This is a genomic window from Amycolatopsis sp. NPDC101161 (assembly GCF_044768185.1).
Taxonomy (GTDB): domain Bacteria; phylum Actinomycetota; class Actinomycetes; order Mycobacteriales; family Pseudonocardiaceae; genus Amycolatopsis.
The window spans coordinates 290569-309658 of sequence record NZ_JBIWPI010000006.1; the positions used below are offsets into that span (position 1 = coordinate 290569).

Here is a 19090-nt window from a genome sequence, read left to right on the forward strand (position 1 = left end):
CTCATTCGAGTGACAGCGCTCAACAAGTTCGCCGACACCACCTTCACGCCTCCGGAGCTCATCCGGAACTTCTGCATCATCGCGCACATCGACCACGGCAAGTCCACCCTGGCCGACCGCATGCTGCAGCTCACCGGCGTCGTGGAAGAGCGGGCCATGCGCGCTCAGTACCTCGACCGGATGGACATCGAACGCGAGCGCGGGATCACGATCAAGGCGCAGAACGTCCGGCTGCCCTGGAAGGTCGACGGCCAGGACCACGTCCTGCACATGATCGACACCCCCGGCCACGTCGACTTCACCTACGAGGTGTCCCGGGCGCTGGAGGCGTGCGAAGGCGCGATCCTGCTGGTCGACGCCGCGCAGGGGATCGAGGCCCAGACGCTGGCCAACCTGTACCTCGCGCTGGAGAACAACCTCCAGATCATCCCGGTGCTCAACAAGATCGACCTGCCCTCGGCCGACCCCGACAAGTACGCGGGTGAGCTCGCCCACATCATCGGCTGCGAGCCGGAGGACGTCCTGCGGGTCTCGGCCAAGACCGGCATGGGCGTCGGCGAGCTGCTCGACGAGGTCGTGAAGACGGTCCCGGCGCCGCAGGGCGACGCCGACGCGCCGGCGCGGGCGATGATCTTCGACTCGGTCTACGACACCTACCGCGGCGTCGTCACCTACATCCGGGTCGTCGACGGCAAGATCACGCCGCGCGAGAAGATCAAGATGATGTCGACCGGCGCCACGCACGAGCTGCTCGAGGTCGGCATCATCTCGCCGGAGCCCAAGCCCAGCAAGGGGCTCGGCGTCGGCGAGGTCGGCTACCTGATCACCGGCGTGAAGGACGTCCGGCAGTCGAAGGTCGGCGACACCGTGACGTCCGAGCGCCACGGCGCGAAGGAAGCGCTCGCGGGTTACCGCGAGCCGAAGCCGATGGTCTACTCCGGGCTGTACCCGGTGGACGGCTCCGACTACCCCGAGCTGCGCGAGGCGCTGGACAAGCTCCAGCTCAACGACGCCGCGCTCGACTACGAGCCGGAGACGTCGGTGGCGCTGGGCTTCGGCTTCCGCTGCGGCTTCCTCGGCCTGCTGCACCTGGAGATCACACGCGACCGGCTCGAGCGCGAGTTCGGCCTCGACCTGATCTCGACGGCGCCGAACGTCATCTACCGCGTGGTGCTCGAAGACCGCAGCGAGGTGGTCGTGACGAACCCGTCGGACTGGCCGACCGGGCTGAAGATCGCCGAGGTGCACGAGCCGGTGTCGAAGGTCAGCATCCTCGCGCCGTCGGAGTTCGTCGGCACGATCATGGAGCTGTGCCAGACGAAGCGCGGCACGCTGCTGGGCATGGACTACCTGTCCGAGGACCGCGTCGAACTGCGTTACAACATCCCGCTGGCGGAAATCATCTTTGATTTCTTCGACACGCTGAAGTCGCGTACGCGCGGCTACGCGTCTCTCGATTACGAAGAGGCGGGCGACCAGATCGCGGATCTGGTCAAGGTGGACATCCTGCTGCAGGGCGAAACCGTGGACGCGTTTTCCGCGATCGTCCACAAGGACGCGGCGTACGGCTACGGCAACCGGATGGCGACCCGGCTGCGCGAGCTGATCCCGCGCCAGCAGTTCGAGGTCCCGATCCAGGCGGCGGTCGGCTCGCGGATCATCGCCCGCGAAACGATCCGCGCGATCCGCAAGGACGTGCTGGCGAAGTGCTACGGCGGTGACATTTCGCGGAAGCGCAAGCTGCTGGAGAAGCAGAAGGAAGGCAAGAAGCGGATGAAGACCGTCGGCCGGGTCGAGGTTCCGCAGGAAGCCTTCGTCGCCGCACTGTCCACTGAGGACTCGGGTAAGAACAAGAAGTAACTGTTCCACTGATGTGACACCGGCGCCCATATTCACGCCACCGCGTGAATATGGGCGCCGAACTCGTGTTCGACGTGGTTTCTGTCGGTGGTCTCTGGTTTCCTCTGGTGCGAAGAGCGAAAGGAGAGCACCATGACGGTCATGGCAGACATCGAGCATCCCGCCGATTCGGGCCCCCTGACGGTGCACGACCTCGAGGGGATGCCGGACGATGGCCGACGCCGTGAACTCATCGACGGGGTGCTCATCGTGAGCCCCGCGCCGGGAAGAAGACACCAGAAGATCGTGGTGAGACTCTGGAGAGTTCTCGACGACGTGTGCCCGCCCGAGTACGACGTACTCGTCGCGCCATTCGCGGTGCATCAGGGCGACGACACCGAGCTGCAGCCGGACGTCCTCGTCGGCCGGGACGAAGACTTCACCGAGAAGGATCTCCCAGCGCCGCCGGTGCTGGCGGTCGAAGTATTGTCGCCCAGCACGGCGATCTACGACCTGAACCTCAAGAAAGCGGTCTACGAGCGGTTCGGCACGGACAGCTACTGGGTGATCGACCCGGCGGAGCCGGCGCTGACGGTGTTCGAGCTGGACGAAGACGGGCACTACCAGCAGGTGGCCAAGGCCGCAGGTGAGGAACCGCTCGAAGTCGAGCGGCCGTTCCCGGTGCGGATCGTGCCGAAGGAGCTGCTGGGCCGGCTCGGCTGACCGGTGTCAGTACTCCCGGAGGCGGGGGGCGCGGAGCTGGGCGTGCAACTGACGGTGGCGCAGCTCCTTGCGCAGCCGCTCGACCACCGCGTCGAACAGGGCCGGGTCGAGGATCGCCGTCTGCTCGAACTGGCGTCGCTGCGGCGGTGCGGGGGTGAGCCGGCCGCGGGGCGCGTACCGCTGCACCGAACTCTCGATGCCCCCGCCCGTGACCAGGTCGAGCCAGAGCGCGTCGCGCAGGTGACCGTCGCCGAAGCGGGCCGAGCGGCGGACCGTCACGTCGGCTATCTGGGACCACGGCACCATCCGCGTGCTCAGCGTGCCCGCCGGCAGGCGGAGGCCCTCGTCGCCGACGGTGAGGTCGCGGAGGCTCGCGAAGCCGCGCTTCAGCTCGCGGGCCCGGGACACCCGGAACGCCGCGAGCGCGACGAGCACGGACGCCGCGTACGCGCCGCCGATCAGCCACGGCGACAGCCCGCGCAGCAGGCCGAGGGCGAGCGCCGCCCCGAAGCCGGCGTCGGCGACGACGAGGAGGCCGATCAGGATCTTGACCGGCGTCGTCACGCGGGGTGGGAACTCGGGCAACGGGTCGACTCCTCGGGCCGGGCTGGTCAGGGGTTGCCGATTATCCGGTCCGCCGTCACGAAGACCGCGACCCGCCGCTCTTCGGCCATCACGCGGTCGTACTCGTCCCAGTCGTCGTGCGTCCCGGTCGCGGCGATGAAGACGTCGCGCAGGAGCTTCGGCAGGCCCGCGGGGTCGAAGGCGGGGTCGGGGTCGTCCGGCCCGATGAGGTGGGTGGCGCCGGTGACGGAAACCCAGTTCCACCCGCGCCGGAAGGTGACGGTGGCGTGCCCGGCCCGCCGCAGCAGCAAGAGCTTGTGCGCCCGCCCGACGGCGACGTAGGCGACGCCGGGAGCGCCGGTCACCGGGTCGTCGAACACGCCGGCGTTGACGACGGAGGAGTGGACGGTGCCATCACCCCGCGTAGTGGCAACGGTGGCCAGGCCGTTCTCCCGCAGCGACAGCGCGCGCACCTGCTCCAGATCAACGCTCATGCCGCAATCTAACCCGCCGGACGAACCGGGTGTTCCGGATTCACCGGTTGAGGTCCGCCGATCACCGTCCGTACTTAGGGGCGCCGCCAAGGAGTGGCCGGCGCCGCCCTGGTCACGAACGTCAGGGAGCGAGCAGCCCCGTGGTCACCACTTGCAGTGGGACCCAGTTGGCGCCAGGTGCGGTTTGCCAAGTGTTGTAGAGCAGCCCGTCAGCGCCCCTCGCGAACGCGACCAGGCCGCCGGTCGAACCCGTCTCGACGTCGGGGACGCCGGACGGAGTGAGGCCACCGCCGCCGATGACGGTCCAAGGCTGCCAGGCGCTACCAGGCGCGGTCTGCCAGCTTGTGAGCAGCACCCCGTTGGAGTTGACCGCGTAAGCGGAGAACCGGCCGTCGGACTCCCGGTGGATGGCGGGTGAGCCCGCGAGACTGCCGCCACCGGCGACGATCTGCAGTGGAACCCACGTCGAGCCGGGTGAGGGGCTGCCAGGCGTTGTACAGCTGTCCGTCTGTACCGCGGGCGAACAGCACCAAGCCGCCCGTCGACGCAACATCCACTACGGCTTTGCCCGCCAAGGGGGTGCCGCCCGCAATGACCGCCCAGGGCTGCCACGCACTGCCGGGTGCCGATTGCCAGGTGCTGATCAGGATGCCGTTGGAGTTGATCGCATAGGCGGAGAAACGCCCGTCCGGCTCGCGGTGGATCGCGGGTGTTCCGGTGAGGCTCCCGCCGGGGGTGACCACCTGCAGTGCAACCCAAGACGACCCCGCAGAGGGCTGCCACGTGTTGTAGAGCTGGCCATCGACTCCCCTGACGAACACCACGAGTCCGCCGGTAGACGCGCGCTCGACGATCGGGATGCCGGTGACGCCGCTGCCGCCGATCACGGTCCAAGGCTGCCAGGCACTGCCAGGAGATGTCTGCCACGTCGTCAGCAGAGTCCCGGACGTATTGACCGCGTAGGCGGAAAAGCGTCCGTCAGCTTCACGATAGATGGCAGGCGGAGCGGAAAGCCCGCCCCCGGAGGTGACCGGCTGGAAGGGAGTCCAGGACGAGCCCGGGGCGGATTGCCAAGCGTTGTAGAGTTGCTGGTCGTTGCCCCGGCCGAATACGACGAACCCGCCCGTCAAGGTCTGCGCGGCCGGCTGCATCGATTCGTGCGTGGGCACGGCCGGCGGAGCCGAGATGATGTCCTTGAAGTGGATGTATCCGCTGACGGCGTTTGCTGCGATGGTCCGTTCGCCGTACGTCCCCGTCAGGGAATGGTTGTACTCCTCGACCGTTATCGTGCCACCCGAGTTGACGGACTCGACCCAGGCGTCGTGTCCGTCGGCCCACCAAGCGACTGATCCGGCCGCCGGAGTCGGGTTCACGACGTAGCCTCGAGCTTGGGCGTCCGGCCCCCAGCCGGACGCGTTGTCGTGGAACGGCATTTCGAACCCATTGCGCGAGTGCAGACGCCATGCCACGAAACTCGTGCACTCCCTGTTGTACATCCCCCATGAATCGATCATCGAATCCATCGACGCGTTCCGCCAGGTGGCTGGGTAGTCGTCAGCCCCGGCCTCCGCGGACGCGCCGATCGACAACGTCGTCGCAGTCATGATCACCGTCGCTGACGCTCGTGCGGCCCAGAGCCGCAGCTTCGAGGAGCGCGGTGTGAAGGATCTGACCATGGTGTACCTGCTTTCAGGCCCGGTATCCCAGGACTTCTCCTGGGGAACCGCAACGCACGATGAGTCGCGCCTGGTTTGCCGCACGCACGCAAACTCCGGGATTTCCACCGTTCGGCTCAGTGGTGCGGTGCTTGTCGGTGCGACGGCTCCGCCGAACGACTGATTTCCCGCAGCACTGTCACATTCCAGCCGGCCCGGGGCGATACAGACCCGGTCGAATCGACCGCAAGGAGTCTGATGAGGGATAAGAAATCCAGCCGGACCCGGACGTTTCAGCGCGGGCTCATCGTGGTGCTCGTCGGGATCACCACGGCGCTCGGTATTCCGGCTGTCGCGGTGGCGGGTACGGATGACTACCCCGCTCAGTGGCGCAGCGCCACGCAGGATGCGCTTCTGGATTCGTGGGGTTACTACAACCGCGAGTGCACGAGCTTCGTCGCTTGGCGCCTACACGCGCGAAACACCTTCGAGATGCCTCGAGCGATCGGGGACGCGGGGACGTGGGGTGCGTGGTTCGCGCAACGCGGATACGTCGTGAACAGTGCTCCGGCCGCCGGCGCGATCGCCGAATCGGCGGGCCACGTCGCATGGGTGGAAGCGGTGAACGGCGACGGAACCGTCACAGTGGAGGAATACAACCAGAACTTCCAGGGCGCCTATGGCGAGCGGACGGTCTCGGCCTCGACCTTCCACTACATCCACGTGCAGGACATCACCGCTTCGCAGGGCGGCGGCAGTGTCGGGACAAGCGAGTACTTGGGACGCGACTACCTCACACCCGACCAGCGCCTGTATCCCAACCAGTACCTCACCTCGACCGACGGGCGCCACGTCCTGATCCTGCAGGGTGACGGCAACCTGGTGCTGTACGGACCGGGCTACCACGCACTCTGGTCCACCGGCACCAGTGGCCGATCGGTGCATTCCCTGCTCATGCAGGGCGACGGGAATCTGGTGTTGTACGGCACGGGTGGTCAAGGCGCGTTGTGGGCCAGCAACACCGCCGGCCGGGGTAGCTCGACGCTAAGGCTCCAGGATGACGGGAACACAGTCGTGTACACGAGCAGCGGCGCCAGTTGGAGCACGGGCACCGCGAGCGGAGCGGCTGGGTTGACCGGCGTGCAGACCGATCGGCTCGCCGCTGATGCGAGGTTGTACCCGGGCCAGTTCCTGCGTTCCACCGACGGTCGCTATCGCCTCGCGCTGCAGAGCGATGGGAATTTGGTGCTCTACTCCCCGGGCTACCGGGCGTTGTGGGCCTCCGGGACGGCCGGTAGGTCGGCGCACTCCCTCTTGATGCAGGCAGACGCGAACCTGGTGCTGTACGGCACGGGCAGCCAGGGGGCGCTGTGGTCGTCCAACCGCACCGGCGTCGGCACCTTCGCGTTCACCCTGCAGAGCGACGGGAACGGGGTCGTCTACGGACCGTCGGGCGCATTGTGGACCACGGGAACAGGAGGACTCACCTGACCGGTGGAGTTCCTGGGTGGGGCCGGGCCCGCGAGAGCAGGCCCGGCCGTCATCTCAGCAGGCGCCGTTGTCGGTCCACACTCCCCACTCGCCCGTCGTCCCAGGCTCCTCGCCCTGCGTCCACCACTTCGCCGTCCACTTGTGGCCGTTGTGGGACACCACGTTCCCGCTCGTGTACACCTGCGAAGCGCTCCACTCCGGGTCCGCGCACGTCCCCGGCTGCGTCGTCCCGCCCGTGTCCCACGAAACCTGCGACGACCGGTAGAAGTTGATCCCCTGGGCCACCCACCGCGGGGCCTGCGCGCCCAAGCGGGTGCGGAACGCCGTCCAGTCGTGGGTCGACCACGGGGACCAGCCCAGCTCCGCGTGCGCCGCCAAGCGGGGGAACGCCAAGTAGTCGATGTCCGACGGCGTGACCACCGTTTCGCTCCACAGCGGCGATTCCACCCCGCGGACCGCCGCCTCGCCGACGCCCGACAAGTACGCTCCCGGGTTCCAGCCGTACGCGTCCTGGACCTCGATGTAGCCCGCCCACGACAGGCCGATCGGCGTCGAGCTGTTGTACTTCATGTCCAGGTACGCCTTGTTCGCCGGCGACAGGATCACCTTGCTGCCGCGGGAAACCGCCGTCGACACGCCCGAGTCCGAGGTCGAAGTCCCCCAGAACTGCGGGGTTGCCGAAGCCGGCAGCGTGGCCTTCGCGATGTCGTGCCAGCCCACCACCGACTTGCCCGTCGCCGCCACCAGGGGAAGCACCTTGTTCACGAACGTCAGGTAGTCGGCCGCCGAGGTGGACGATGCTTCGTCGCCGCCGATGTGGATGTACGGGCCCGGCGTCAGGGCCGCCAGCTCGCGCAGCACGTCCGCGATGAACGTGTACGTGATGTCCTTCGAGATGCACAGCGAGCTGTAGCCGACCGCCGTGTCCGTGCGCAGTGCCGGGGCCACCCCGTTGCAGTTCAGCTCCGCGTACGACGCCAGCGCCGCGTTCACGTGCCCCGGCATGTCGATCTCCGGGATCACCGTGATGTGCCGCGAAGCCGCGTAGTTCACGATGTCCGTGTACTGCGCCTTCGTGTAGTAGCCGCCCGCGCCGCCGCCGACCTGGGTGCTGCCGCCGTACGTCGTCAGGCGGGGCCAGCTGTCGATCTGGATGCGCCAGCCCTGGTCGTCGGCCAGGTGCAGGTGCAAGTTGTTGATCTTGTACTGGGCGAGCTCGTCGATGAACCGCTTCACCGTCGACACCGGGTGGAAGTGCCGGGCGACGTCGAGCATCGCGCCCCGATAGCCGAACCGGGGGTAGTCCACGATCGTCGCGCCCGGGATGCTCCACGGGCCGGCCTGGGCCGTGGGGCTTTCCACCCGGCCGGGCAGCATCTGCCGCAGCGTCTGGACGCCGGCGAAGAGCCCGTCGGCCGTCTGTGCGCGCACGGTCACCGAGGACGCCGTCGACACCAGCTGGTAGCCCTGGGTGCCGACGGACGCGGGCGCGCCGCTGAGCAGCAGCGCGATGCTGTCCGCGGGCACGGACGCCGGAGCGTCGGACACCGGCAGCGCGAAGCCGGTCGACGGCCGCAGCACCCCGGCCAGGTAGGTGCCGACGTCCTTGGCCGGCGCCGACCCCGCTTCGGTGACGATCTTCGTCGTCGACACCAGCGGGAAGGTGACTCCGGCCGCGGGGGTCACCGACGCCGGCACGGGCACGATCGACTGCAGCGCGGGGGTCGCCGCCGCGGCCGGGGTGAGCTGGGCGGCGGCGGTACTGGCCCCGACCAGGGCCAGCACGGCGAGGGCGCGACCGGCGCGTCGCGCGAAGGGTGTCTTCACCGGGGACCTCCTGGCGGGAAGGGCACGACATCGCCGTCGCGCCTGCCCGGATCGTCGCACCTCTGCCGACGATGGTCTAGACCAAACTGGGTGGTTAAGCTCGCGCGGTGACGCAGGAGTCCGTGCCGGGGTCGCCGTTCGCGCTGCTTTCGGGCGCCGAGACGGCCGCCTGGTACGCCTACATGAAGGTGCACCTCCGCCTGGAGTACGAGCTGAACCGGCAGCTGCGCGCCGACAGCGGGATCTCGCTCGCCGACTACCACGTGCTGGTCGCGCTGACGAGCGCGTCCGGCGGCCGGATGCGGGTCACCGACCTGGCGATCCGCATCGGCTGGGAGCGCAGCCGGCTGTCCCACCACCTGAAGCGGATGCGCGAACGCGGCCTGGTCACGACCGGCGTCAGTCCCGAAGATCGGCGCGCCACCGAAGTGGCGCTGACCGGCGACGGCTGGGAGGCGTTGCGCCAGGCCGCGCCGGACCACGTCGGCTTCGTGCGCAAAGCGTTCCTGGACGCGCTCGAACCCGGCGAGAAAGCCCAGCTGGCGGCCCTGCTGGAGCGTGTCTACGACGCGCTCGTCGAGCACGGCACACTGCCGCGCCCGGACGACCACCCCTGACACTTACGTGACATGTCACGTAAGATGGCGTCAGACCTCAGGAGGGTGCGACATGGCGACGGTGGCCGAACTTATGCGGGCGAACCTGCTCGACGTCTTCAACGAGCGCGACGACGAGCGGCGGGCGAAGGCGATCGAGGCGACCTACGCGGCCGACGTCGTGTTCGCGGATCCCGAAGGGACCGTGACCGGCCGCGATGCCCTGAACGCCAAGGCGAAGGGCCTGCTGGAGCAGTCCCCGGGCTTCGTGTTCGCCCCCGCGGGCCCGGTGCTCGTCAACCACGACCTGGGCCACCTCGCCTGGGAGCTCGGCCCGGAAGGCGCGCCGCCGGTCGTGCGGGGGATCGACGTCGCCCTCGTCGAGGACGGCCGCATCACGAAGCTCTACACGATGTTGCTGCCCGCCTGAGTACTACGCTCGGTGGCATGTTCGACGAGCTGACGTTCCCGGTCATCGCCGCGCCGATGGCGGGCGGCCCGACCACGCCCGAGCTGGTCGCCGCGGTCACCGAGGCCGGCGGCTTCGGCTTCCTGAGCGCCGGCATGCTCACGCCCTCGGCGCTCGCCACACAGATCGACCGCGTCCGGGAGCTGACCGGTCACCCCTTCGGCGTCAACCTCTTCGTCCCGCAGCCGAACACCGGCGCCGACGTCTCCGCGCACCGCGAACGACTCGAAGCCTTCGCTCGCGAGTACGACGTCGAGCTGGGCGAACCGAAGTGGGACGACGACGCGTACCCCGCGAAGCTGGACGTCGTGCTCGAGAAGCGCGTTTCCATGGTGTCGTTCACCTTCGGGCCGCCGACGCCGTCGGACGTGGTGCGCCTCAAGGAGGCCGGCAGCAAGGTCGTCGTCACCGTGACCACGCCGGAGGCCGCGCAGCGGGCCGCGGACCTCGGTGCCGACGCTCTCGTCGTGCAGGGCTTCGAAGCCGGCGGGCACCGGAGCCTGTTCTCCGACGACGCCCACCTGCCCGGCGGCGGCGCCGAGTACGGCGTCCTCGCGCTGCTGCGCCTGGTCGCCGCCCGCGTCGACCTGCCGTTGATCGCCGCCGGTGGCCTGGTGCACGGCGCGGACGTCGCCGCCGTGCTCGCCGCCGGGGCCGCCGCGGCCCAGCTGGGCACGATCTTCCTGCGCGCGGACGAGGCCGGGACGTCCGAAGCGCACCGCAAGGCCCTCGCGGTCGCCGAGCGCGAGACGGCGTTCACCCGCGCCTTCAGCGGACGCCCGGCGCGCGGGCTGGTCAACAAGTTCATGGACGCGCTGTCCGAGGGCGCCCCCGCGGCGTACCCGCAGCTCAACAACCTCGCGGGCCCGGTGCGCAAGGCGGCGGCGAAGGCGGGTGACCCGGAAGCGATCTCGCTGTGGGCGGGCCAGACCTACCCGCTCGCCTACGACGCGTCGGCCGCCGTGATTCTCGAGCGGCTGAAGGTCGAGGCGCGCGACGCCGCCGCGCGCCTCGACCGGATCCGCTAGCGCTCGCGGTTCAGGAGCGAGTGCCGCCGGCTGTAGAGGAAGTAGATCACCATGCCGATGGCGAACCAGACCGCGAACCGGATCCAGGTCGCCGGCTGCAGGAACGTGATCAGCCAGATCGAGAACACGACGCCGATCGCCGGGACCACCGGCATGCCCGGCGTCTTGAACGTCCGCGGCAGGTCCGGCTGCTTGTAGCGCAGCACGATCACCGCGACGCAGACCACGACGAACGCCAGCAGGATGCCGATGTTCGTCAGCTCCGCGGCCTCGCCGATCGGGAGCACGCCGGCGATGATCGCCGACGCGCCGCCGAGGATCCACGTCATCCGGCTGGGCACCTGGCGCTTCGGGTTCGTCTTGCCGAACCACGGCGGGAGCAGGCCGTCGCGGCTCATCGAGTAGCCGACGCGGGTGGCGCCCATCAGGAACGTGAACAGCACGGTGAGGATGCCGACGATGGCGCCGATCGCGATCACGGTGGCCAGCCCGGAGAGGCCGACCGACTTGAACGCCGTCGAGAAGCCGCTCTTCGGGTCGATCTCGGTGTACTTCTGCATGCCGGTCAGCACCAGGCACGCCAGGACGTACAGCACCATCGAGATGGCCAGCGAGTAGAGGATCGCCTTCGGCATGTGCCGTTGCGCGTCCTTGGACTCCTCGGCCGCGGTGCTCATGGCGTCATAACCGAAGACGGCGAAGAACACCGTCGCCGCGCCGGTTACCGCGCCGCCGAAGCCGGCCGGGGCGAACGGCGTGTAGTTGCCGGTCTTGACGTAGAAGAAGCCGACCAGGATGACCACCAGCACGATCAGGACCTTGATCCCGACCATCGCCGTCTCGAACCGGGCGGCGCTGCGGATGCCGCGGTTGAGCAGGTACGCGATCAGCAGGCACAGCAGCGCGGCGAAGAGGTCGACCTTGTGGCCCGGCCCGGTGCCGGGCGCGCCGAGCATCCACGCGGGCAGGTCGAGGCCGAGCTGGCCGAGCAGGAAGCTGAAGTAGCCGGAGATGCCGATCGCCACCACCGACACGATCGCGGTGTACTCCAGCAGCAGGTCCCAGCCGATGAACCAGCCGACGACCTCGCCGAGCACCGCGTAGCCGTAGGTGTAGGCCGAGCCGGCCTTCGGGATCAGGCCCGCGAACTCGGCGTAGGAGAACGCGGCCGCGGCGCTCGCGACGCCGGCGATGAGGAACGAGATCAGCACGGCCGGGCCCACGCCGGGGATGCCCGCCGAGTCGTCGCCGTGGGCGACGCTGCCGGCGAGGGCGAAGATCCCGGCGCCGATGATGCCGCCGATGCCGATGGCGGTCAGCTGCCACAAGCCCAGGGTGCGGTTCAGGCCACCACTTTCCGAGGTGTCCTGGATCTGGTCGATCGGCTTGCGCCGGAAGATGCCGGAGCTGGAGCCCAGGCCTGGAGCGGACATCATCGTCTCCCGAACGTCGCGGTGGTCGGGCCCGGGTCGCGGACCCAAGGCCGGAACCTACCGCCAACCGCGTGTGAAGACAGCGTGAGCCGCTCAGCCCGCCGCGGTGTCCTCGCTCACGGCCGCAGTCGCCGTCGCCGCGGCGCGCTTGGCCTGGGTGGTCCGGACCGCGCCCGCCGCGAAGTAGGTGAGCAGCTCGGCGATCTCGACCGGGTCGTCCAGCTGCGGGCAGTGCCCCCAGTCCTCGCGGACGAGCAGCCTGCTGTGCGGCACCAGTGTGTGCAGCTGCCGGCCGGACGCCGCGGTGACGAGCTTGTCCTTGCCGCACGCGACGACCAGCAGCGGCACCTTCACCGACTCGAGCCGGTAGGCGTCCGCGAGCTCCGCGACCAGCTGCCGGGCCTGCTCGAGGCGGCTCTTGGTCGAGCGGTAGTCGGGGAACAGCGCGGTGAAGCGCTGCACCTGCACGGCGTCGGCGACGCTCGAGTCGGCGTACAGCAGCCGCGGGACGACCTGCTCGGCGACCTTGCGCACCAGGAACCCCGGGACCGGGACCGGCAGCGCCGAGTACAACCGCAGCGGCAGCGGGTAGCGCGCGACCGCGCGGATCAGCCACGAGTCGACGAACCCGGGCGCGGCGATCGACACGACGCCCGAGATCGGCAGCCGGCTGTTCTGGGCCGCGCGCAGGCTCATCGTGCCGCCGAGGGAGTTCCCGGCCAGCACGACCGAGCCGAGCACGGCCTGCTCGCGGACGACGGCGGTGGTGAACGCGTCGAGCTGGGGCAGCATCGGGCCGGGCCGCAGCGGCTGCGCGTCGCCGAACCCGGGCAGATCGACCGCGACCGCCGGGATCCCGGCGGCCGCGAGCTGCTTCAGGGCGGGGCGCCAGGTGTCGGCGCTGTCGCAGTAGCCGTGCAGCAGCACCAGCCGCGGCGCGGCGGGCTTGACGTGCGGCGCGGCCGCCCGGCGACGCAGGGAACGACGGGGGAGTTCCGGGTCCGGAGCGGCTTCGCCGACCTCCAGGACGCGGGTGCGGACACCGGCGTAGCGCCGGAAGGAGACCCGGATCGGGTCCGGGTCGCTGCTGGACCGGCCGCCCGGTCCAGCCGAGGCGGGCCGCTTCGTTGCGGTCATACCTCAAGATTACCTTGCGACCATTGGGTTTTGGTCGAATTCAGGTGCTAACGACCAGGTCTCGAACTGAGTACGTTAGAGATTCACCGGATGCCGAGCCGGGCGGAACAAGTCGATCCGCCCAGCTCAGCGGCGGTCTAGCGGGTGAAGACGATCTTGCCGGCGGTGTCGCCGTCGAGCATCGCCTGGAACCCCTTAGGGGCCTCGGCGAAGGGCAGTTCGGCGCCGATCTGCGGCCGCACCCCGGTCAGGTCGAGGTAGGCGAGCAGATCGGCGAGCTCGTCGCGGGTGCCCATGGTCGAGCCGGCGACGCGCAGCTGGAGGAAGAAGACGCGCTGCAGCTCCGCGTTCGCGTCCGGGCCGCTGGTCGAGCCGGAGACGACGATGATCCCGCCCGGCTTGAGCGATTTGACCGAGTGTGACCAGGTCGCCTTGCCGACGGTCTCGAAGACGGCGTCGACGCGCTCGGGCAGCCGCGCGCCCGACTCGAACGTCTGGTGCGCGCCGAGGCTGGAAGCGAGCGCGCGCTTCTCCTCGGAGCGGCCGGTCACCCAGACCCGGAACCCGGCCGCGCGGCCGAGCTGCACCAGCGCCGTCGAGACGCCGCCGGAGGCGCCCTGCACGAGCATCGTCTGGCCCGGCCGCAGCCCGGACTTCACGAAGAGCATCCGGTAGGCGGTCAGCCAGGCCGTGCCCATGGTCGCGGCCTCGGCGAAGCTGAGCGCCTCGGGCTTCGGGACGACGTTGCGGGCCGGGACGACCACCTGGTCGGCGAAGGTGCCCTGGTGCTTCTCGGTGAGCAGCGTGCGCTTCGGGTCGAGGGTGTCGTCACCCTGCCAGCCCGGCGCGTTGATCACGGAGTGGACGACGACCTCGGAGCCGTCGTCGAGGGTGCCCGCGCCGTCGCAGCCGAGGATCATCGGGAACTGCTCGGGCTTGATGCCGACCCCGCGCAGGGTCCAGAGGTCGTGCATGTTGAGGCTGGCCGCCTTGACGTGCACGCGGACCCAGCCGTCCGGCACTTCGGGTTCGGGTCGCTCGCCCACGACGAGCGAGTCCAGTGGGCTTTCGGCGTTGGGTTCCTGCGCGTACACGGCGAACATGCTTCGCAACGTACCTCCCCGGAAGCGCGGGGGCAGCAGGGCGCGCGTAGGCTCACACCGTGTTCAACGGGCTTGCCGACTGGTGGGACGGGGTCGAGCTGTGGCTCGCCCAAGCGTGGTTCCCGGTCCAGTTCGTGCTGGTCATGGTGGTCGTCGTACCGCTGTGCCTGGCCGCCGCGTGGGTGCTCGACAAGCTCGTCGGGCTCTTCGCCCGCAGGCTCGCTCCGGGGCGTGACGACGACCGTTCCGACACCCCGTCCTAGGCTGGCGCACCATGTTCAACCGAAGGCGGATCACCGCCGCGCTGATCGGGCTCCTCGTGCTGGTGCTGGGGGGCTGGCTGGTCAAGGACGTCGTCAGCGACGGCTCCCCGGCGGCACCCTCGCCCAGCTCCTCGGCGAGCGCGCCGGCCAAGGGCGGGGCGGCCGTGCCGGGGGCCGACTCCGGGCTGCCGGTCAAGGCGCTCTCGACCCTGCCCCCGCAGGCTTCCGACACGTGGAAGCTGATCGAAAAGGGCGGCCCGTACCCGTACCCGCGCAACGACGACGTCGTGTTCGAGAACCGCGAGAAGCGGTTGCCCGGCAAGAAGTCCGGCTACTACCACGAGTACACCGTGAAGACGCCGGGCAGCGCCGACCGCGGCGCGCGGCGGCTGATCACGGGGCAGGCGCACGAGCTGTACTACACCGGCGACCACTACGCGTCGTTCGTCGTCGTGGACCCGGCCCGATGAGCGCCTCGGAGCAGGCGAAGGCCGCCGCGGAAGAGGCCTTCGCGCGGGGCGCGTACCCGCACCTGGTGAACTCGCACCCGACCGTGGACAAGGCCAGCACGCTGAGCGCGTTCGCCGAGGCACTGTCCTTTCCGGACTACTTCGGCCACAACCTCGACGCGCTGTACGACTGCCTGACCGACCTGTCCTGGCTGCCTCCGGGGGAGCACGTGCTGATCTGGCCGGGCTCGGAAGCGTTGCGCAAGGCCGAACCCAAGACGTACCTGGCGATCCGCAGCGTGCTGTCGGACGCGCAGCGCGCGCTCGGGCCGAGCGGCCGCAGCGCCGGCTCGTGGCGGCTCACGGTCGTGCTGCCGGACGCCTGAGGCGCTTGACGGTCCGGATCACGGGTGCGCTTTCGAGCGTCTGCACGCCGCGGATCCCGGCGATGCGGTCGGTGAGGTAGCGGTAGAAATCGCGGGCATCGCGGCAGTTCACCATCGCCGTGAGGTTCGTGCTGCCGGTCGTCGCGACGGCGAACGACGTCTCCGGGTGGCTCGCCAGCGCCGCCCCCGCCTCGGCCAGGTGCGCCGGTGACACCGTCAGCCACAGCCGCGTCTCGGAGTGGAAGCCGAGCCCGGCCGGCGAAAGGTCGAGGTGGTAGGTCAGCGTGCCGTGGCGGCGCAGCACCTCCATCCGGCGCCGCACCGTCGAGTCGGCCCAGCCGGTGACCTTGGCCAGGGTCGTGTAGCTCGCGCGCCCGTCGTGGGCGAGTGCGTCGAGCAGGGGTCGGTCTGCCGGCTCGGGCGGAACACCGGCGCCCTCGGGTGGCGGCGGCCGCAGTCGCGCGATCTGGCCGGGGGACAGGCAGTGCAGGCCGCCCCAGCTGTCCGGGAGTGCGAACGTGTGCAGCAGTTCGTGCGCCGAAACAGCCGTGACGCGGCTCGCGCGCGGCAGCTTGCGCAGCAGGAGGTCGTCCCGCCCGGCCGAGCCGGGCGCGTGCACGGTGCAGGAGATCTCGGTGCCGCCGGAGAGCAGGTGCACCCACGAGACGTCGGCGCGGTCGGCCAGCGCGTCCGCGACGGTGGCCCCGGCGTCCGGGGTCGTGCGCAGGCGCAGGGTCCAGCTCGTGTAGCCGGCTTCGCCGCCGTTGACCGCGCCGGTGACGCGCAGGACGCCGGCGGTCCGCAGCCGCCGGTAGCGCCGGGCGACGGTGTTTTCGGAGACGCCGAGGACCTCGCCGAGCGTGCGCATCGGCGCTCGGCCGTCGAGCTGCAGCCCGTGGAGCAGGCCGCGGTCGACGTCGTCGAGGGTGACGGTTTCCATGCATGGACGATAGCTGCTGACGGTATCCGGCCGATTTGTCGATTTGTCTGGTGATGATCGGCGCCGCGACCGCACCCTTCGGGGCACACGAAGGGAGTTTCGATGCGCAAGTGGTGGCCGCTCGTCGCGGTCTGTGCGGGGTCGTTCTTATTTCTGCTGGACACGACCGTCGTGACGGTGGCATTGCCCCGGATCGGCGCCGACCTGTCGGCTTCGGTGGGTCAGCTGCAGTGGGTGCCGAACGTCTACACGCTCGTCCTGGCGGTGCTGATGCTCGCCGTCGGTTCGATCGCGGACCGCTGGGGGCTGCGGCGGGTGTTCCTCACGGGATTGGCGGTGTTCGGCCTGGCGTCGCTGGCTTGCGGGCTCGCCGGGGACATCGGGACGCTGATCGCGGCGCGCGGGGTGCAGGCCGTCGGCGGCGCGGCGTTGGCTGTGACCGGGTTCGCGTTGCTGGCCGCCTGTTACGAGGGGCGTGCGCGGGGCATGGCGATCAGCGTGTTCTTCGCGGTGAACGGGCTCGGCGCCGCCGCGGGTCCGGTGGTGGGCGGCGTGCTGACCGAGTACTTCGGCTGGGCGGCGATCTTCTTCGTCAACGTGCCGTTGGCGTTGGCGACGGCTGGGTTCGCGGCGCGGGCGTTGCCACCGGACACCCCCGTCCGGCGCGGCCGGTTCGACGTCGCGGGCGCGGTGTGGTTCGCGGTCTTCGCCGCGAGCCTGGTGCACGGGCTGACCCCGGGCGGCTCGGTGGCGGCGCTCGGGGTTTCGGTGATCGCGTTGGCGGGGTTCGTGGTCGTGGAACGGCGTCGCGCGGAACCGTTGCTGGAGCTGGGATTGTTCCGCGACGGCCGGTTCACGGCGCTGGTCGCGTGCGCGGCGGCGTCGACGTTGACCTTCGCGGCGCTGGTGTACGTGTCGCTGTGGCTGGGTCTTTCGCTTTCGCCGGTCGCGGCCGGGCTCGCGATGGCACCGCTGGCCGTGGCGTCGTTCTTGACGTCGACGATGCTCGGGAAGGTCCTGCACCGGTTCCCGCCGCGGGTCCTGCTGGGCGCCGGTGTCGTGCTGGGCGCGCTCGGCTGCCTGGTCCTGCTGGTGGCCGGGATCCCGATCGGTCTGGCCGTGACCGGGGTGGGCGTGGGGATCGCGGGCCCGGCGACGGGCGCCGCGATCGCGGCCGCGGCGCCGCCGGGACGGGCCGGGATGGCCGCCGGGATCCTCACGACGACCCGCCAGTTCGGGCAGACGCTGGGCGTCGCGGTGCTCGGGATCGCTTACCAGGCCGGGGGTTTGACACCGGTGTACGTCGTCGCCGCGGCGTGCGGCGGGGTGACGGGCCTGCTCGCGCTGGTTCCGCGCAAGCAGGCCGTCGCCACCGGCTAGTCCTGCGGGACCCAGTTCGGCTTGCGCTTCTGGGCGAAGGCCAGGATGCCCTCCTGGCCTTCCTCGCTCGCGAAGAACTTGGCCGACAGCCCCAGCATTTCCTCGAAGCCGTCCGAGGGCGTGGCCGGGCGGGGGCGGCTCAGGAGCGCCTTCGTCTCGGCCAATGCCTTCGGTCCGCCCGCTGCCAGCGCCTTCACGAACCGCGCGACTTCGGCGTCCAAGTCGGACGTCGCCGAGTTCAGCAGGCCGATCTCCACCGCGCGGCGGGCGTCGAACGTGTCGCCCGTGAGGAACAGTTCGTGCGCCGCGCGCGGGTTCAGCCGCGGCAGGACCGTCAAGGAGATCACCGCCGGGACCACGCCGATGCGGACCTCCGAGAAGGCGAACGTCGCTTCCGGCACCGCCACGGCGATGTCGCACGCGGCGACCATGCCGATGCCGCCGGCGCGCGCGGGGCCGGCCAGCCGCGCGACGACCGGCTTCGGGCTCGTCCACAGCTGTTCGAGGATCTTCGGGAACTCGTTCACGCCCTGGTCGCCCGCGCCGGCGCCGCGGGCCTCCTTGAGGTCCATCCCGGCGCAGAACACCGGACCCGTGTGGGTGAGCACGATGACCCGCACGGCGTCGTCCGAAGCGGCGTTGGCGAGCGCTTCCGAGAGCTCGCGGCGCAGCTGGGCCGAGAGCGCGTTGCGGTTGTGCGGGGAGTCCAGGGTGATCGTGGCGGTGCCGCCCACCACGTCGTAGTGCACCAGTTCGTCAGCCATGCCGACACCCTTGCACATCCGTGGCGCGCGGCCGGTGTTACGCGGGGCACAGCCAGCCGGGGTCACCCTCGCGAACACCGGAGTCCGGCGAGAAGTGCCGCTTGAGCGTGAACGCCTCGGGCGTGGGGCCGTGAACGCGCAGGTGCTCGATCTTCTCCTCGGCCTCCGCGGTCGTCGGCCGGTGCCCGGCGGGGACCCACCAAAGCACGGTCATCGCCTCGCGGACGTGGTGGAACCACTCGCGCCGCCGCTTCATCACGGCCACGTGCGCGCCCGAGAACACGAAGTCCGCCAGCGCTTCCACCGACGTCCACACGGACATGTTGACCAGGATCCCGGACGTCCCGCGCACGTCCCATTCGAACGCGCGGATCGACGTGGCGTCGCCATCCTCGGTCTGCAGGCGCCACACGAACCCCGGCGCCTGGTCGGCGAGGGCGTTCACGGGCTCCAGTGCGTCGACGAAGTCCTGGAAGGACACGTCGTCGAGCGGTGCCTTCATCCGGCTGATGTTGACCTGAGCGAGTTCGAAGTTCCCCATGCGGCCAC

General features: G+C 70.0%; 21 protein-coding genes. 11 read left to right on the forward strand and 10 right to left on the reverse strand.

Features of this window, described 5'->3' with window-relative positions:
* The first annotated feature begins 9 nt into the window (after positions 1–9).
* Both lepA and ACIRSS_RS39850 read left to right on the forward strand, forming a co-directional pair.
* On the forward strand, positions 10–1860 hold the full coding sequence (gene lepA / locus ACIRSS_RS39845; protein WP_086678397.1) for a translation elongation factor 4: 1851 nt from the start codon (positions 10–12) through the stop codon (positions 1858–1860).
* Between the two features lie 132 nt (positions 1861–1992).
* On the forward strand, positions 1993–2562 hold the full coding sequence (locus ACIRSS_RS39850; protein ID WP_400904507.1) for a Uma2 family endonuclease: 570 nt from the start codon (positions 1993–1995) through the stop codon (positions 2560–2562).
* A 6-nt stretch (positions 2563–2568) separates the two neighbouring features.
* Here ACIRSS_RS39850 and ACIRSS_RS39855 read toward each other — a convergent pair whose 3' ends face one another.
* The 3 genes from ACIRSS_RS39855 to ACIRSS_RS39865 form a co-directional block, all read right to left on the reverse strand.
* The gene (locus ACIRSS_RS39855) at positions 2569–3147 is read right to left on the reverse strand and encodes a PH domain-containing protein (protein WP_400904508.1); all 579 of its coding nucleotides are present in this window, start codon (positions 3145–3147) and stop codon (positions 2569–2571) included.
* A gap of 26 nt (positions 3148–3173) precedes the next feature.
* Positions 3174–3620, reverse strand: coding sequence for a pyridoxamine 5'-phosphate oxidase family protein (locus tag ACIRSS_RS39860; protein ID WP_400904510.1), 447 nt, complete (start codon positions 3618–3620; stop codon positions 3174–3176).
* Between the two features lie 320 nt (positions 3621–3940).
* Positions 3941–5224 carry a CHAP domain-containing protein gene (locus tag ACIRSS_RS39865; RefSeq protein ID WP_400904512.1) on the reverse strand — a complete coding sequence of 428 codons (1284 nt, stop codon included), beginning with the start codon at positions 5222–5224 and terminating at the stop codon, positions 3941–3943.
* On the opposite strand from ACIRSS_RS39865, the gene ACIRSS_RS39870 reads away from it, so the two are divergent.
* A complete protein-coding gene (locus ACIRSS_RS39870) occupies positions 5223–5459 on the forward strand; it encodes a hypothetical protein (protein WP_400904513.1) in 237 nt (78 codons plus the stop codon). The two genes, ACIRSS_RS39865 and ACIRSS_RS39870, sit on opposite strands and share 2 nt — an antisense overlap.
* Before the next feature lie 74 nt (positions 5460–5533).
* Positions 5534–6766 (forward strand): CHAP domain-containing protein, encoded by a 1233-nt coding sequence (locus ACIRSS_RS39875; RefSeq protein WP_400904515.1) that lies wholly within the window; start codon positions 5534–5536, stop codon positions 6764–6766.
* 54 nt (positions 6767–6820) lie between these two features.
* On the opposite strand, the gene ACIRSS_RS39880 is transcribed toward ACIRSS_RS39875, so the two are convergent.
* A complete protein-coding gene (locus ACIRSS_RS39880; RefSeq protein WP_400904517.1) occupies positions 6821–8593 on the reverse strand; it encodes a family 20 glycosylhydrolase in 1773 nt (590 codons plus the stop codon).
* 107 nt (positions 8594–8700) lie between these two features.
* On the opposite strand from ACIRSS_RS39880, the gene ACIRSS_RS39885 reads away from it, so the two are divergent.
* Genes ACIRSS_RS39885 through ACIRSS_RS39895 form a run of 3 tightly spaced genes read left to right on the forward strand, consistent with a single transcriptional unit; the run spans position 8701 to position 10686 of the window.
* Positions 8701–9210, forward strand: coding sequence for a MarR family winged helix-turn-helix transcriptional regulator (locus ACIRSS_RS39885; RefSeq protein ID WP_400904518.1), 510 nt, complete (start codon positions 8701–8703; stop codon positions 9208–9210).
* Between the two features lie 52 nt (positions 9211–9262).
* On the forward strand, positions 9263–9619 hold the full coding sequence (locus ACIRSS_RS39890; protein ID WP_400904520.1) for a nuclear transport factor 2 family protein: 357 nt from the start codon (positions 9263–9265) through the stop codon (positions 9617–9619).
* A 17-nt stretch (positions 9620–9636) separates the two neighbouring features.
* A complete protein-coding gene (locus ACIRSS_RS39895; RefSeq protein ID WP_400904522.1) occupies positions 9637–10686 on the forward strand; it encodes an NAD(P)H-dependent flavin oxidoreductase in 1050 nt (349 codons plus the stop codon).
* Here the strand turns inward: ACIRSS_RS39895 and ACIRSS_RS39900 are convergent.
* The 3 genes from ACIRSS_RS39900 to ACIRSS_RS39910 form a co-directional block, all read right to left on the reverse strand.
* A complete protein-coding gene (locus tag ACIRSS_RS39900; protein WP_400904524.1) occupies positions 10683–12119 on the reverse strand; it encodes an amino acid permease in 1437 nt (478 codons plus the stop codon). The genes ACIRSS_RS39895 and ACIRSS_RS39900 overlap by 4 nt on opposite strands.
* A gap of 93 nt (positions 12120–12212) precedes the next feature.
* Entirely contained in the window at positions 12213–13256 is a 1044-nt protein-coding gene (locus ACIRSS_RS39905; RefSeq protein ID WP_400904526.1) for an alpha/beta fold hydrolase, read from the reverse strand.
* 137 nt (positions 13257–13393) lie between these two features.
* Positions 13394–14359: a zinc-binding alcohol dehydrogenase family protein gene (locus tag ACIRSS_RS39910; RefSeq protein ID WP_400904528.1), complete on the reverse strand. Its 966-nt coding sequence runs from the start codon at positions 14357–14359 to the stop codon at positions 13394–13396.
* Positions 14360–14418: 59 nt separating this feature from the next.
* Here ACIRSS_RS39910 and ACIRSS_RS39915 point away from each other — a divergent pair, with 59 nt between their 5' ends.
* Genes ACIRSS_RS39915 through ACIRSS_RS39925 form a run of 3 tightly spaced genes read left to right on the forward strand, consistent with a single transcriptional unit; the run spans position 14419 to position 15457 of the window.
* Positions 14419–14622 carry a hypothetical protein gene (locus ACIRSS_RS39915; RefSeq protein ID WP_086676857.1) on the forward strand — a complete coding sequence of 68 codons (204 nt, stop codon included), beginning with the start codon at positions 14419–14421 and terminating at the stop codon, positions 14620–14622.
* A gap of 11 nt (positions 14623–14633) precedes the next feature.
* The gene (locus tag ACIRSS_RS39920) at positions 14634–15092 is read left to right on the forward strand and encodes a ribonuclease domain-containing protein (RefSeq protein WP_400904530.1); all 459 of its coding nucleotides are present in this window, start codon (positions 14634–14636) and stop codon (positions 15090–15092) included.
* Positions 15089–15457, forward strand: coding sequence for a barstar family protein (locus ACIRSS_RS39925; RefSeq protein WP_400904532.1), 369 nt, complete (start codon positions 15089–15091; stop codon positions 15455–15457). Before ACIRSS_RS39920 ends, ACIRSS_RS39925 begins: the two co-directional genes overlap by 4 nt.
* Here the strand turns inward: ACIRSS_RS39925 and ACIRSS_RS39930 are convergent.
* A complete protein-coding gene (locus ACIRSS_RS39930) occupies positions 15432–16397 on the reverse strand; it encodes an Lrp/AsnC family transcriptional regulator (protein WP_400904534.1) in 966 nt (321 codons plus the stop codon). The two genes, ACIRSS_RS39925 and ACIRSS_RS39930, sit on opposite strands and share 26 nt — an antisense overlap.
* 102 nt (positions 16398–16499) lie before the next feature.
* Here ACIRSS_RS39930 and ACIRSS_RS39935 point away from each other — a divergent pair, with 102 nt between their 5' ends.
* On the forward strand, positions 16500–17777 hold the full coding sequence (locus tag ACIRSS_RS39935; protein WP_400904536.1) for an MFS transporter: 1278 nt from the start codon (positions 16500–16502) through the stop codon (positions 17775–17777).
* On the opposite strand, the gene ACIRSS_RS39940 is transcribed toward ACIRSS_RS39935, so the two are convergent.
* Together ACIRSS_RS39940 and ACIRSS_RS39945 are read right to left on the reverse strand one after the other, a co-directional pair.
* Complete coding sequence (locus ACIRSS_RS39940) at positions 17774–18541, reverse strand: enoyl-CoA hydratase family protein (protein WP_400904538.1); 768 nt, start codon at positions 18539–18541, stop codon at positions 17774–17776. The genes ACIRSS_RS39935 and ACIRSS_RS39940 overlap by 4 nt on opposite strands.
* 37 nt (positions 18542–18578) lie before the next feature.
* A complete protein-coding gene (locus ACIRSS_RS39945; protein ID WP_400904540.1) occupies positions 18579–19082 on the reverse strand; it encodes a DUF3291 domain-containing protein in 504 nt (167 codons plus the stop codon).
* Positions 19083–19090: the final 8 nt, after the last annotated feature.